The organism is Cylindrospermopsis raciborskii Cr2010, assembly GCF_003367075.2.
Taxonomy (GTDB): Bacteria; Cyanobacteriota; Cyanobacteriia; order Cyanobacteriales; family Nostocaceae; genus Raphidiopsis; species Raphidiopsis raciborskii.
This window is the reverse complement of sequence record NZ_CP065936.1, coordinates 2,542,730-2,557,388: the sequence shown is the minus strand read 5'-3', so window position 1 is coordinate 2,557,388 and position 14,659 is coordinate 2,542,730. Positions and strand designations below refer to the sequence as shown.

Sequence of the window (14,659 nt, the reverse complement as noted above, 5' to 3'; positions counted from 1 at the left end):
CTCTATTATGCAACGCCGTTTTTTGGTTTAATATCTTTATGGATAATTTTGTAATTATACAAATACTCCAGTGCTTTCACCACTGCAATGGCAATTTTTAAAAACATATTTAGTGCCAGTGGTTGAGATTGGGCATAGTTGTAAACTGATATACCACCTATATCCTCACCAATTAGGGCGTAACTATTACCATAAGGTTCTAAAGTATAGGATTTAATAATATGGGGATGGTCAATTTTTTGAGTAATGGCAAATTGATTTTTTAAGGCTATCAATTCATTTAATGGGGGATATTGGGCGTTAGCAGTTTTTATAATTACCGATCTTTTAGTTGTTTCTTGTTCACCTCGATATACACTGGTTCTGCTGCTAACGTGAATTACCTCAAGTATTTTATAGCCTGGAAGTTGGATATGACTCTTTTCCATTGGAAATCTATTGTGTAGAAACACGAAATAAATGATTATATTTGGCATCATATAGATGCGATCGCCCACTTACGGTAGACAGTGCGGGGCTGATTATATACAAAGTGGTGCGCAGCAGTTTTTGTTCATCGGTGGACTCTGCCATTTTCTCTAGGGGGACAATAAAGATCTTTTCGTCGGGCCATCCTACGCGAAAACAAATAGCTACGGGAGTTTGTGGAGGATAATGTTGTAAAAGTTGGTTTTGGGCACTAGCTACATGACGTGCACTCAAATATAAACACAGACTAGCTTGATGTGCTGCTAAACTGGCCAATTGTTCCTGATCTGGTACTTTTGTTCTTCCACTCACCCGAGTGAGAATAATACTTTGCACCAAATCAGGAACTGTCAACTCTACTTTTAATTTTGCCGCAGCAGCTTGAAAGGCACTAACTCCAGGTACTATTTCAAAAGGTATATTCGAAGCGTTAAGTAATTCAATTTGTTCGTGAATAGCACTATATAAACTAACATCTCCTGAGTGAAGACGTACAACAAACTTATTAGATTGAACTGCTGCTATAATTGTGCCTACAATCTCCTCTAAAGTTTTGGTGGCGGTACCGATAACTTGTGCATCTGGACGACAAATATCCAGGATCTGTTGGGGAACCAAAGAGTCAGCGAAAAGTACCAAATCAGCAGCAGCTAATAGCCTTTGTGCTTTCACTGTCAATAAATCTGGGTCTCCAGGTCCTGCACCCACAATATACACTGCTGGTTTTAAGGAGTTAATCATGTTGCATCCAAAATAGGAAACTTCTGCCAATTTTCCCATGAAATTTCTCAATATTTCCGCCATGGTTTTCCGGATTCACCGCTTGCGAGTGGTAGAAAGATATGGTAGATGCACCCTGGTTAAGCCCTGGAGAACACTCTGGGGCATTTTTTATTGGTGGTTATAACTAGGAGATACTACATCAGGTAGGGAGCGTTTGTATACATAAAGCCAGACTAAACCGGCTAAACCCACTACTATTCCCGTTAAGCTAACCAATTGGGCAATTCTTAGAGAACCTAACATGAGACTATCCGTACGTAAACCTTCAATAGCAAATCTTCCTATACTATAGGCTACCCAGTAAACCAAAAATAAGGTTCCGGTTTTTAATTCTGGTTTGCCAGATAAACTCCGAAAAAATAAAGTTAGTAATAGAGCAAATACCATCAAATTCCACAGGGATTCATATAAAAAGGTGGGGTGGAAATACTCAAAATTTACCAAAGCAGGAGGACGATGTTCTGGTGGAATATATAGTTTCCAAGGCAAATCTGTAGGATCACCAAAAGCTTCAGAATTAAAGAAATTCCCCCAACGTCCAATAGCTTGACCTAAAATCAGAGAAGGCGCGACTAAATCTGCCAATTGCCAAAAAGATATTCTTTTAAGTCTGGCAAAGATTAAAGCGGCTATAATACCGCCAAGAATGGCTCCATGAATGGCTATACCACCTTGCCAAATGGCTAGGATTCTCCCGGGAGAACGGGAATATTCTGACCATTGAAATAGGACATAATATAATCTCGCAGCTGGAATAGCTCCCACTACCAGCCAAACGGATAAATCACTGATGATATCGGGATGTAAATGACGACGTTTGGCCAGATGCTGGGCAAGACTAACGCCAATTAATACGGCTGATGCAATTAGCAATCCATACCAACGAATAACAAATGGTCCAAATTCTAATCCAGGTACTACGGGACCTGGGGAGGTGAACTCGAACCCTAACAGTAAGGCGGAGAAATCTACTACCATGCAAGTTACCAAACAATATGTTTCTACTTCACAGGAAACAATTGCAAAATTTATGTAACTAATGTACAATATCACGACATATTAATCAATAAATTCCATCATTCACTTAAAAAGCCTGTTCCTCTAAGGGTATTAAACAGTGTACGCGAACCTGAAATCTTTCTAATTTCTATTCAACATGATTGCTATTTATCCTGGCAGCTTTGACCCTATTACCTTGGGACACCTTGATCTTATTGAACGAGCTACTCGGCTATTTAGTCGGGTCATTGTTGCTGTTCTGCGCAATCCTAACAAAACTCCATTGTTTACTGTGGAGCAGCGTCTGAAGCAGATTAGTTCAGCTACTAGCCATTTACCCAGCGTAGAGGTGGATAGTTTTGATGGATTAACGGTTAACTATGCCCAAATGCGACAAGCGGGGGTTTTATTACGTGGTTTGCGAGCTGTTTCTGATTTTGAGATAGAGTTACAAATGGCCCATACTAATAAAACCCTTTCAACTCAGGTCGAAACTGTTTTTCTCGCCACCTCTAATGAGCATAGCTTTTTAAGTAGTAGTGTGGTGAAAGAAATTGCCAGGTTCGGTGGATCTGTCGACCATCTTGTTCCCCCGCACATTGCTATGGATATATACCAATGCTACAGCCAAATCCCTCTATCCGAAAACCCAATGACCAGGATCTCCCAGTTCCCGAATATTCCCACCCCCAGAGAGTAGTAGACATTCTCCAGGAGCTTAACCGTCTGGAAGATATTATCCTCTCTGGGATGCAAATACCCTTTATCAGTCGTACCCTTATTGATGAGGATAAGTTCCTAGAGCAGTTAGATTTTATTCGGGTTTCTTTACCCTCTGTATTTCAGGAAGCAGCGGAAATTCTCCAAGAAAAGGAGGAGATTATATTGTCAGCGGAAGAATATGCACAACAGGTTATAGAAGCAGCACAAGTCAAAAGGTCTCAAATCTTGGCTGATAACGATATTATTCGCCAAGTAGAACGGGAAACTGTTCAACTCCGTCGTGAAGCACAACAGGAGTGTGATGCCATAATGCAAGACACTCTGGCAGAAATTGAACGTAAACGACGCGATTGTGACCACGAAATGGAAGAGACACGCCAAAATGCGATCGCCCATGCTAGGGAAATCGAAAATGGCGCGGATGAATATGCAGATCGGGTGTTGCAAAATATCGAGGAGGATCTACAAGAAATGTTGCGAATTGTCACTAATGGAAGACTACAACTAGGAGGGGAAAACCGAAAACAGAGTAGTCCAAAGGAATAAGTAACTACCTGCTAACACCAGCTAGGTCTAAAATCGGTGCGATCGCTTCTTCTTTTTTAACTGCCATAATATGTACACCCTGACACAAATCTTTTGCCATTCTTACCTGTTCTGAGGCAATTTTCATACCTTCTTCCAAAGGATATTTGGCTTTGGCTAGGCGCTGGATAATATGGTCGGGTATATTAACGCCAGGAACCATCTTATTAATAAACTGAGCATTTTTCGCTGATTTTAACAGAAAAATACCTGCTAACACGGGTTTATTATAACTAGAAGCAATTTTATCCATAAACTTCTCTAATTTTTCAAAATCAGTAATTAGCTGACTTTGAAAAAATTGTGCCCCTGCTTGCACTTTCCTTTCAAATCTACTCTGTAACCCAGACCAACTTTTAGATTGAGGATCCACTGCTGCTCCAGCAAACAAATCCAAACCTCCATCAACTAAGGTCCTATGATTAAAATCTAGTCCTTGGTTCATATTAGTAATTAATTGTAATAACCGGACAGATTCCAGGTCAAAAACAGCTCTAGCATCCGGATGATCACCAGCTTTGACTGGATCACCCGTCAAAGCTAAAATATTCCTAATACCCAGAGCATGGGCCCCCATCAAGTCAGCTTGCAGTCCAATTCTATTGCGATCGCGACAAGCTAACTGACAGATTGGTTCAATTCCATGTTGGCATAAAATGGCGCATACTGCCAAAGGTGACATACCCAAAACAGCACGACTACCATCAGTAATATTAACAGCATGAACTCTCCCCTTAAGAGTCGCTGACATGGCAATAGTATGGCTGATGTCCCCTCCCTTTGGGGGTGCAACTTCTGCAGTGATTAAAAATTCTCCTGCTTGTACCGCTTCACGGAAGCTAGTGAGAGAATTGCTAGTATGGATAGTGGTGTGATTTTCCTGCATGGTAAAAGTTTTATACTTGAAAGGTTTTATTTTCAGGCTTATAATGGTGCTGTATAGCCCAAAGCCCTCTTAACATCCGCTAAAGTTTGACTGGCTATAGCTTGAGCTTTTTCCCTACCTGCTTTAAGTACAGACTCTAAGTAACCCTTTTCTGTTCTTATCTCTTTGTACTTGTTTTGAATTGGTTCTAGAGCGTTAATAGTTGTTTCTGTAAGTAAAGGTTTAAACTTACCCCATCCCATATCAGCACACTCCCCAGCTACTGCTTCCTTAGTTTTGCCAGATAATAGCATATACAAGGTCAATAAATTATTACATTCAGGACGTGCTGGGTCATCAAAACTCAAACCCCGAACTGGATCGGTTTTACACCGTTTAATTTTATTGGCAATTTGATCTGGTGGATCCAAAACATTAATTCTGCTCAATTCAGAAGGGTCAGACTTAGACATTTTCTTAGTACCATCAGCTAAACTCATTACCCTGGCGCCCTCTTTCCTAATTAAAGGAGCAGGCAACTTCAATACGGGATTCTCTTGGGCAAACAAGTAATTAAACCTATTAACAATATCTCTGGCTAGTTCTAAATGTTGCTTTTGATCTTCACCTACTGGTACCTTATCTGCTTGATACAGCAAAATATCAGCAGCCATTAAAACCGGATAAATCAATAAACCTGTGCCAACATTTTCTCCCTGTTTAACCGCCTTCTCCTTAAACTGGATCATATCCTGTAGCCAGTTCAAAGGAGTAATACAGTTTAGTAACCAACAAAGTTCACTATGGGCAGGTACATGGGACTGTACAAAAATATGTGAGTGCTGTAAATCAATACCACAAGCTAAGTATAAAGCTGCAATAGTGTAGGTATCAGCTGCTAAAGTGGCAGGGTTATGTGGTACAGTGATAGCATGTAAATCTACCACGCAAAAGAAATTATCATACTGGTCTTGCATCTCTACCCAGTTGCGAATAGCACCTAAATAGTTCCCTAAGTGTAAGTTACCAGTTGGTTGAACTCCAGACAAAACGCGTTGCTTACCCATAATTGTTGGTGATTTTTTTTTGCCAACTACCATTCTACCGTTGTTTTTTAGCCTCCCGCAACTAAAGTTGGGGGGAGTTGAATCGACAAGTCGCGCTAAATTCAATTCACATGTATCTTAAATTATGTAGTTTCTGCAAATTTAACATGCTAAGTTTTGGGTGACCTATATTGCATTTTTAGGTCAAAGATCATAGATTATTCAATTATAGGAGATAAGTTACAGGAAAATAATTCCAAATTTATTAAGATAGCCAAGGTACTAAGTCTCCTAATTACTTAAAGTTCAGTGTAAATTAACTTACTTATTTTCTGCGTATTTGCCGAGAGGGGTGATTAAGAGTGCTGGAATTAGTTTTGATATTTATTTAGCGTGTAAGAGTTATAAATGCTTTTTCTTGACATTTTGTGTCGACGGTGCTGTTTACCATGGACAAAATCATTGACCTGGAAATAGTAAGGAAGATCTCAGGTAGTTTCGGCAAAAATTTCCCATCTTGGAGTTATTCTAACCATGCAAGTGAATGAGTCACGCACAAATGCTAATGTGAAGGCAAATATAGAAGCAGAAGCATGGCATTCCTTAGAACAGTCAATTCTTTACTATCAGAAACAACCAGTAGGCACATTAGCAGCTGTTGACCAGTCTGTAGAAGCTTTAAACTATGATCAGTGTTTCGTCAGAGATTTTGTTTCTTCAGCATTGGTATTTTTGATTAAGGGAAGAACGGACATTGTTAAAAATTTTCTAGAGGCCACATTAAAGTTACAGCCTAAACAAAAGGACTTGAATCCCTACAAACCAGGTAGAGGATTAATTCCAGCCAGCTTTAAAGTTGTCACTAACCATGGTGAAGAGCATTTAGAGGCTGATTTTGGAGAACACGCCATAGCTAGGGTGACCCCAGTAGACTCTTGTTTTTGGTGGTTAATCTTATTACGGGCTTATGTGGTAAGTACGAATGATTATGATTTAGCCTACCGACCCGATTTCCAAACAGGTATTCGATTAATTATGGATATTTGTTTAGCAAATCGCTTTGATATGTACCCTACTATATTAGTACCAGATGGTGCTTGTATGATAGATAGGCGCATGGGTATTTACGGACATCCACTGGAAATACAAGTGTTGTTTTTTGCTGCATTACGTGCAGCAAGGGAGTTGTTGGTTTGTGAAGGTAACGAGGATATAGTAGAAGCAATAGACCACAGATTACCATTGTTGGGTGGACATATTCGGGAACACTATTGGATAGATATTAATCGCCTCAGTGACATTTATCGCTTCAAGAGTGAAGAGTACGGAAAAACTGCGGTAAACCTTTTCAATATATATGCTGATTCCCTACCCTATTATAATTTAGATAAATGGTTACCAAGAAAGGGGGGTTACTTTGCGGGTAATGTGGGACCTTCTCAATTGGATACCCGGTTTTTTACCCTGGGTAATTTAATGGCAGTGATTTGTGACTTAGCCACAAAAACACAAGCACAAGCGGTTATGAATTTAATTGAAAAAAGATGGGAAGATTTGGTAGGGGATATGCCAATTAAGATTTGCTTCCCTGCTTTGGAAAATGAAGAGTACAGAGTGGTAACAGGATGTGACCCTAAAAATATACCTTGGTCTTATCACAATGCTGGAAATTGGCCGGTTTTAATGTGGATGTTAGCTGCAGCAGCGGTGAAAACAGGAAGAGTGAGTATGGCCCAAGAGGCGATAGAAATTGCCCAATCCAGACTAAGTGAGGATCAGTGGCCAGAGTATTATGATGGTAAAAAGGGTAGATTAATTGGCAAACAAGCGCGAAAGTACCAAACTTGGACTATTGCGGGATATTTATTGTCTCAGGAAATGATAGAAAATCCTGATTGTTTGTCCTTGGTTAGTTTTGAGAAATTGCCTCCCCAAGGAGCTTTTAAGGCTTGTAAGTTGGAATTTTCCACATAGATACAAGACAAGGATAAGGTTCTAATGAATCCCCGTCTCTTTAGAGCGGGGAAAAGTCAACTATAGTCCCATTTTCTCCATAATTAATTTTTGTACTCTTTCTTTTAAAACACTATTATTATTAATTTCTGCTGTGATTTGATTAAATCTGTCAACGGTGAGACTATGTTGGGATACTGTTTCTTCATATTCATTACAATAGTTGATAGCTATTTTCTGGGCACTTATGGGTAGGAACTTGATACTGTTTGCATCGTTACAAATAATTGTGGGGATGGCTCTGGTATTAATTAGAGTTTTAATCTCTTTAAAGGCTTGCTGACGTTTAGGTTCCATAATCATTACTGTTTGGGCATAGTTAGTGATTTCGCTACTGGTGATAGCCGGGTTTTGACCGTTGGCATTTAGTGGAAAAGTAAAGATTAGACTAGCAGCAGTGAAAATTGACAATAGGGGAAATTTTGACAGCTTAGATAGCATAATAAGAGTTGATAACTAGTACAAAATTGTTGTGACCATGGCACGTAAAATAGAGGCTTTGGGATTATCATTACCTCTTGGTTTAAAATATACAGTCATATTTATGTTAGTAGATTTGATTTATTCTCAGGTTGAAAAGTTCCGGATTTCTGATATAGTTGACAAAGTTCAATTACTTTAGTTTGAAGGGTAAGGATTTCAGAAGCTCCTTGCTTGAGACTAACTTCTAATTCCAACAGTAGAGGTAAGGAAAAAACTAGCTGTTCTACAGATAGAGACTTGACTTCTTGCTGTAAGAAGTAAATCCGTTTAGGATTGCTTACCTCCGCACCCTGGGCGATCGCCTGGGGATTGCGCTCTCCCGATTCCATCATCATTTTTACCCATAGCCAAGTACGGAATTGACCCGTGAGGGTAGCAACTATTCTTAGTCCTGGTTCAGCAGCGCCAATTAAATCTGCTAAAATGCCTAATGCTTTGGCTGAATCACCTGCTTTAATGGCCGCAGCTAATTGGAGGGTGTTGTGAGTGGTATTTCTGACTAGTTGGGTTACAATTGTACTAGTGAGTGGAATATTACTACTGGCTAAATAAAGACGCAATTTTTCTATTTCTGTGTAGAGAAGTCGGCTATCATTACCAATAGATTCCGCCAAAGTTTCAGCAACTTGTGGTGTTAGTTTGATGCCAATATCCTGAGCAGCTTGATTCACAGCTTGGACTAGTAATTCAGTTTTCCAGGGTGGGATGAGGGAAAACTCGCGGAAATCAGCAAATTGTTTGAGTAGTTTTGTGGACTTGAGACGTTCATCGGGTTTGTTGGGACTAGTCACCAACAAAAAGGAACTTTCTGGTATGACGGGTAAGGTGCGTTTTAGTTCCGAGAATATATTCTCCGGACAATTTTGACACAAGTTGGAGTTGATTAACCAAACTAACCTCCCACCAGCTCCAAAACTGGGTGTCATAACTTGATTCAGGGCCTGAATTACAGAATCACCCTGGTCAGGGAGAAAAGTAGTATAATTGAAACTAGTCCATAAAGGGTCAAGAATGCGATCGCGCAGTAAGGTAACTGCTTTTTCTATAGCAAAATCATCTTCACCCCAATAAATATAGATTGGCATGGTTGAATAGAGTGTGAAATCAGAGTATTAGAGACACTTCTATAGTATTGTGATTCTAATGGTATTGTGGAATTCATCTTGGGATTCATTATGAAACAGCTACTTAAACAATTATTCAGCACCCCTCAATACATCACTATCTTGATACTATCAGTATTATTGATGATCGTATCTGTCCCCACCACCCCAGCTGGTGCTACGGGGGTGTATCAAATACCTGATCTGACCCCCAATACTTGGATAGTAGACGAGGGAGATGTAATTAGTCGCTTTAACGAGGGGCAAATTACTAGTGCTTTTCAAGACCTGTCTCGAAAAACCGGTAAGGAAGTGCGAATAGTAACTATTCATCGGTTCGACTACGGAGAAACACCACAGAGCTTTGCTCAGGCCTTATTCACCAAATGGTTTCCCACACCTGAAACCCAGGCAAATCAATCCATTCTAGTGGTTGATACCTTAACAAATGGGGCCACCATCGTGAGTGGAGAACAGGTGAAAACTCTCTTGACCGATGAAATAGCTACCAGTGTTACGGAAAAAACCCTGGGAATAGAATTGCGTTCTGGCAATAAATACAACCAAGGATTGCTTAATGTGCGCGATCGCCTGGTAGCAGTGCTTTCTGGTGAACCTGATCCTGGTCCACCGGAGGAGAAAGAAAGCATCCAGGTAGAAGGGACATTTGCCACAGCAGAGCAGACTAATAAGAACAAGAGCAATTCTACTGCGTGGGTAGTAGGACTGTTAATTGCAGCGACGGTTATTCCCATGGCCACCTATTACATATACCAAATCAATCAACCATCCAAGGAAGGTTAAGACCACTCCCCGACAAATACTTAATCCTGCACGTACTCCTTTCCGGTAACTAAAGCCACCTCAGCTCGGACAAATTCCCGTCCCAAGTAGGCTGCATGGTTTAGGAAGCTAACAGGACAAGGTTCGGTTTGTTCAAAGATTTTCACACACAATTCTTTGGCAGTACGACCACTGAAAACAGTTGTGTGATTTCTTTCCACCTTACCTCGTGCAGGAATGACCTTACCGGTTTCTGGGTCCACAGCTAAACCACGTTCATCAATAAAATTAGTAAAGTGTTTAGCATGAATTAAACGCTCATTGGCATCTATATATATTATAAAGTAACCATGAGGGTCAAGGTCAATGTGACGTTGGGAAAGTTTATCGTCAATAGCAGTTAAATCGTCAATTATTAAATCCATGATTGTAGAAAAATATGTCCATATTTTCTTATCTTACAGATACAAGGTAATTTTTTGTCGATTGTTTTTAACAGGGATTAGGATTGAAAGGTAGATCTGCGTTCATAGCTGTTATCTGTTGTGCTTCATGATTATTTGCCTGGGAAATATAACGGCGTAAAAGTTGACCCAAGTGGTTATGATAAAAGCGGTGCAAACTGTGATTGGGAGTAGCTGGAAAACCTCGCCGTTGCTTGTGTCTACCACCTGCACCCGGATCGAAAATTTGGATTTTACGGGATATAGCCCACTCGATGGGTGTATAATAACAAGCATCAAAGTGGAGACAATCTATTTCTTGAAAACTTCCCCAGTAACGTCCATATAACCTGTCGTCTTTAAATAAACAAAAAGACATTCCTAAAGGTTGGCTTGTGGATTGCTGATTATGGGCGGCAAAAAATACTACCCGATGGCGATAATTAAGATATAGACTTTCAAAAAACCTTTTAGTTAGATACTTACTACCCCACCAACCGAACTTATCACAGGTATCAGAGTAAAATTCGTACATTAATGGAAATAAAGACTGAGGAATCTCCTCACCTGTGACAGCTTGGAGTTTTAACCCCGCTGTTTCCACCGCTTTACGTTCTCTTTTAATATTCCTCCTTTGGTTAGCATTAAAGATTTTTAAATAATCCTCAAAACTGGCAAAACCGTCATTTTGCCAAATATAGCTATGGTGTAACCAGGGGGTAAAACCCTGTTTTTCTAGCACTAATTGCCATTGGGGGTCAACATATAAAAAATGACAGCCAGAAATATTGTGCCTAACACAAAAATCATCAATTTCGCGAACCATAACCGCTGTGATTTCTTCCTCATCCTCTCCAGGAGCAATTAGAAAGCGATAACCTTCAGCAGGAGTAAGGGGTGACATTCCCAATAACTTTGGGTAGTAGTCCACACCTATACGATAAGCTAAATCTGCCCACTGATGATCAAAAACAAATTCTCCTTGACTATGCCCTTTAATATAAAGAGGAGCTGCACCGATTAATACATTATCACGCCATAACGTTAAATGGTTTGGTAACCAGCCAGTGTTAGCAGTGACGCTATGGGAACTTTCCATATTATGTAACCAGCACCATTCCAAAAAGGGGGTTTTTAGGGGTATTGCTAAAGCATCCCAAGCAGTTTGAGGAATTTGGCTAATGTGATCACTCCATTGTACAGAATAGTTAGATTTCACTTGTTTTACCATGGTTAGTTTGGGAGATTATCGGAGGATGACAAGGTAGGTTCCTCCCACTCAGATAATTGTCTATTTACCGCATTTGCAAAATCCTTAGATACCAACAAAACCTCTATACTTTGACTATTGCTATCAGTATAATTAACTTTTGCATATAATAAAGTATTATTAAAGTTAGGTTTACCAAGAACGAGTTGATGCTTTTCTTGACTTTGAAGTTTAATATCAATAACCGCAAAAGGTTTATCTAGTCCAAACTCACTTAATCGGCTAACTGGGACGGGGATGATATTTTCAGTTTTACCCTTAGTCAATAAATCTGTCAAATAGGAAACTATGGCTTTTTGTGCTGGCTTGGGCGTAGTGGATGGAGGTAGTTTCACTAACCAATTTGGCGGTTCGGATTTGCTCCTCTGTTCTAAATCCAATGTATAGTCTTGGGTTTTAATGGTTATTGACTGAATATCACCGGTATTAAAAGAAAAAATTTGCTTTTTTTCCCGTTGATTAGATTCTTGAGAATTGTTAGGTTGATTTATTTGTTTTTGGGTATTTTGTGCAACTTGTTCTAATTGACTCTTGCGTTTCATTTCATCAAAGTAGACAAAACCACCTAAAGCTAGGGCTAAAATTACTAAAACTAAAGTCGTGTGCTTCATTTTGCTCCAAAAAGGTAAGAAAAATAAACAATTATCAATTATCTTCTGAACCACCATATAACAACACTGCTCAAAAACCCAATGAGAGGTAAAATTAGTAGAGAGGAAACACCCAGCAAATTGGCTTTCATATTCGACATAATAATCCGACGGTTTGTTTGTTCCTTGGGTCGAATGGACAAAGGTTGTTCCTCTTTTTGACTCAACCAACTAACTGAATTGAGAAATACATCTCCATTCAATTGTTGCTGAAATAACCCATCCCTAGCAAACTGTGAATTGCCAAAAATAACCAATCGAGATTCTCGAGTCTTAGCTGGGGAATTTTCCTGCATGGGAGATGCTAACTTCTTAGTTAATGCTACACCTAATGTTAAAGGACCCTTTAAATCCTTACCTTCGTTAAACTCCAGCTTTTCGTTTTCTTGATCACTTTCAGCCCAACTATCAGGATATGCTTTAGTTCTGAGTAGAGGGGTAGACTGGATACCAGGAGTAGGTTCTACAAGAATAGGACGTGCGATAGGATAAAAAGAAATACCGTTGCGAAAATCCTGGGTGATGGGGTGTTGTCCATATTCGGTAATCAAAGGAGAAGCAGGTCCTAGTCCTAAATTTCCTCCAGTGATATCAATAGCCAATCGGTTGTCTAATTGCACACCCCAACTTTTTAGTAAAGTATCAAGTTTTGGGTCATGATTTGGGTCAATCATGAGCATAAGATTGCCACCAATATTCAGATAGTTTTCCAAAGCTGTAATTTCACCTGGCAATAATTCCCGTTTGGGACTGGCAATTACCACAACCCCAGCGTCTGCAGGGACTGTAGTTTGTTGGGTTAAGCTTAGAGCTAGAGGGGTAAAATTATTATCTGTTAATCCTTGAATAGCTTGGGATATGGAATTCTCAGGATTTTTAGAGTTGGCAATTTCTAATTCACCGTGACCTTGTAAAAGGTAAACTTTAGGAGAATCGTTGCTGATAATCTTTTGTAGTTGACTGGTTAACTTGACTTCTGATAGACGTTCATTTTCATTCACATTTTGTACCAACTGATGTTTATTATTATATTCAAGATACACTTTACCAAAATCATTGACTCCAAATTTTTCTGCCAAACCTGGTCTCGTTTGAGGATCAACATATTCAAAGCTAAATTGGGGATTTTGTTGACCATACCTTTTTAGTAATTCTTGATCCTCTGGATTTTTTTCCCTAGTGAATAACCAAAGTTTGGCTGGTTCAGGTAAGGTGCGCAGTATTTCTTGAGATTGGGGCGCTAGGGTAAATAACTGGGTTTCTGTTAGGTCTAACCGAATGTGATAGCGATTACCTAAAAAATTGATTAATCCTAGAATTGTTAGGACAGCTAATATGGCAATTACAGCATTGGTGTTTGACTGGGTAGAACGTTGTTGCCAAAACTGACTTTTGTGAGCTTGCACCAGTACCCAAAAAAGACAAATTACCACCCCAGCAGTAATAAACCCTAGAGGGAGAATAGTCCATTGGGATGTAGTGCCAATCGTTAACCCCAGAGCCAAAAAGAATGGTCCTAATAAGAATCCGAATACAATCAGTGGTTTGATGAAGTTGATTTTAAGTACTTGTCTCATTTTTAGTTATGTAAATCTCCGATGATTGTGACTCTTACTAAGGTGACTATTGGCGTTGAAAACGCAGAGCATCTATTGATTGAGCAGTCAGAAAAATTCCCAGAATAATATAGCTGGCAAATAGTATGAAGCTACTGCTATCTAAAATTCCCTTGATTAAGGTGTTGTAGTGTTTTAACAGGGATAGATAACTGAGAATTTGTCCTAGTAAGCCTGGTAATGCTTGTGATAGGGACTCTATTAATAAGATTAGGATAACCACTACAAAGGTCAAGATTGCTGCTAAAACAGTGCTACTTGTTAAGGAGGAAATGAACATTCCCAAGGATAAAATTGACGCAGCTAGGAGTATTAGTCCTAGATTGCTAATTAAAGGAATGACCAAAGATATGGATGGACTTGATTCGCTAATGACTATGATCTGTAGTCCTATTATTGGTAAGATCATACTGATGAAAAAGGTTAAAACTCCCAACAGTTTACCTAGAGCTACCGCCCAATTAGTAATTGGTGAGGTGGCTAACAATTCTAAGGTTCCTAATTTCCTTTCTTCTGCGTAAAGTCCCATGGAAAGAATAGGTAACACAAATAATAATAACCAACTTATCCGATCTAAGAATGCCCTAATAAACTCGTATGGTACGTCTATAGGAGGAATGGGTACTCCAAATTGTTGTCCTTGTAAATCATACATGGCAACTGTAGGTAAAATCCCTCCTGGACCTAATAGTATAAGTATGAAAAATACACTGGCAATAAACCAAAATATTCCCGCTATTCCATAAGCTAATGGTGATACAAAATAACTTTGTAATTCTCGTCGATAAATGGCAATTATATTAGGAATTATGATAGCTATATTACCCAT

At 39.4% G+C, this 14,659-nt stretch carries 16 protein-coding genes; 4 read left to right on the top strand and 12 right to left on the bottom strand.

Features of this window, described 5'->3' with window-relative positions:
* Positions 1-5 precede the first annotated feature (5 nt).
* The 3 genes from C6N34_RS11695 to lgt form a co-directional block, all read right to left on the bottom strand.
* The gene (locus C6N34_RS11695) at positions 6-428 is read right to left on the bottom strand and encodes a protein kinase domain-containing protein (protein ID WP_236107017.1); all 423 of its coding nucleotides are present in this window, start codon (positions 426-428) and stop codon (positions 6-8) included.
* A 7-nt stretch (positions 429-435) separates the two neighbouring features.
* Positions 436-1,248, bottom strand: coding sequence for a precorrin-4 C(11)-methyltransferase (gene cobM / locus C6N34_RS11690; protein WP_071242507.1), 813 nt, complete (start codon positions 1,246-1,248; stop codon positions 436-438).
* A 111-nt stretch (positions 1,249-1,359) separates the two neighbouring features.
* Positions 1,360-2,229 (bottom strand): prolipoprotein diacylglyceryl transferase, encoded by an 870-nt coding sequence (gene lgt, locus C6N34_RS11685; protein ID WP_006275929.1) that lies wholly within the window; start codon positions 2,227-2,229, stop codon positions 1,360-1,362.
* Positions 2,230-2,407: 178 nt separating this feature from the next.
* Here lgt and coaD point away from each other — a divergent pair, with 178 nt between their 5' ends.
* Together coaD and C6N34_RS11675 are read left to right on the top strand one after the other, a co-directional pair.
* Positions 2,408-2,950 carry a pantetheine-phosphate adenylyltransferase gene (gene coaD, locus C6N34_RS11680; protein WP_006275930.1) on the top strand — a complete coding sequence of 181 codons (543 nt, stop codon included), beginning with the start codon at positions 2,408-2,410 and terminating at the stop codon, positions 2,948-2,950.
* Entirely contained in the window at positions 2,869-3,519 is a 651-nt protein-coding gene (locus C6N34_RS11675; protein WP_040008047.1) for a hypothetical protein, read from the top strand. The genes coaD and C6N34_RS11675 overlap by 82 nt, the downstream gene beginning before the upstream one ends.
* A gap of 4 nt (positions 3,520-3,523) precedes the next feature.
* On the opposite strand, the gene C6N34_RS11670 is transcribed toward C6N34_RS11675, so the two are convergent.
* Entirely contained in the window at positions 3,524-4,444 is a 921-nt protein-coding gene (locus C6N34_RS11670) for a methylenetetrahydrofolate reductase (protein WP_115538747.1), read from the bottom strand.
* A 38-nt stretch (positions 4,445-4,482) separates the two neighbouring features.
* A complete protein-coding gene (trpS, locus tag C6N34_RS11665) occupies positions 4,483-5,490 on the bottom strand; it encodes a tryptophan--tRNA ligase (RefSeq protein WP_057177598.1) in 1,008 nt (335 codons plus the stop codon).
* 513 nt (positions 5,491-6,003) lie between these two features.
* Between trpS and C6N34_RS11660 the strand changes: the two genes are divergently transcribed.
* Positions 6,004-7,443 (top strand): glycoside hydrolase 100 family protein, encoded by a 1,440-nt coding sequence (locus C6N34_RS11660; protein WP_006275934.1) that lies wholly within the window; start codon positions 6,004-6,006, stop codon positions 7,441-7,443.
* A gap of 60 nt (positions 7,444-7,503) precedes the next feature.
* Here the strand turns inward: C6N34_RS11660 and C6N34_RS11655 are convergent, their stop codons facing one another.
* Positions 7,504-7,923: a DUF4168 domain-containing protein gene (locus C6N34_RS11655; RefSeq protein WP_006275936.1), complete on the bottom strand. Its 420-nt coding sequence runs from the start codon at positions 7,921-7,923 to the stop codon at positions 7,504-7,506.
* Positions 7,924-8,024: 101 nt separating this feature from the next.
* Positions 8,025-9,050 carry a DNA polymerase III subunit delta gene (holA, locus tag C6N34_RS11650; RefSeq protein ID WP_057177540.1) on the bottom strand — a complete coding sequence of 342 codons (1,026 nt, stop codon included), beginning with the start codon at positions 9,048-9,050 and terminating at the stop codon, positions 8,025-8,027.
* Positions 9,051-9,140: 90 nt separating this feature from the next.
* On the opposite strand from holA, the gene psb32 reads away from it, so the two are divergent.
* Positions 9,141-9,872, top strand: a complete 732-nt coding sequence (gene psb32, locus C6N34_RS11645) for a photosystem II repair protein Psb32 (RefSeq protein ID WP_006275938.1) — start codon at positions 9,141-9,143, stop codon at positions 9,870-9,872.
* 20 nt (positions 9,873-9,892) lie between these two features.
* Here psb32 and C6N34_RS11640 read toward each other — a convergent pair whose 3' ends face one another.
* The 5 genes from C6N34_RS11640 to C6N34_RS11620 all read right to left on the bottom strand — a co-directional run bounded on the left by C6N34_RS11640 (position 9,893) and on the right by C6N34_RS11620 (position 14,659).
* On the bottom strand, positions 9,893-10,276 hold the full coding sequence (locus tag C6N34_RS11640) for a DUF4346 domain-containing protein (protein ID WP_006278591.1): 384 nt from the start codon (positions 10,274-10,276) through the stop codon (positions 9,893-9,895).
* Between the two features lie 67 nt (positions 10,277-10,343).
* Positions 10,344-11,525, bottom strand: a complete 1,182-nt coding sequence (locus C6N34_RS11635; protein ID WP_057177539.1) for a GNAT family N-acetyltransferase — start codon at positions 11,523-11,525, stop codon at positions 10,344-10,346.
* Between the two features lie 2 nt (positions 11,526-11,527).
* A complete protein-coding gene (locus C6N34_RS11630; protein ID WP_236107015.1) occupies positions 11,528-12,175 on the bottom strand; it encodes a DUF4340 domain-containing protein in 648 nt (215 codons plus the stop codon).
* 38 nt (positions 12,176-12,213) lie between these two features.
* Positions 12,214-13,791 (bottom strand): GldG family protein, encoded by a 1,578-nt coding sequence (locus C6N34_RS11625; protein ID WP_057177538.1) that lies wholly within the window; start codon positions 13,789-13,791, stop codon positions 12,214-12,216.
* A 46-nt stretch (positions 13,792-13,837) separates the two neighbouring features.
* Positions 13,838-14,659 (bottom strand): ABC transporter permease, encoded by an 822-nt coding sequence (locus C6N34_RS11620; protein ID WP_276613031.1) that lies wholly within the window; start codon positions 14,657-14,659, stop codon positions 13,838-13,840.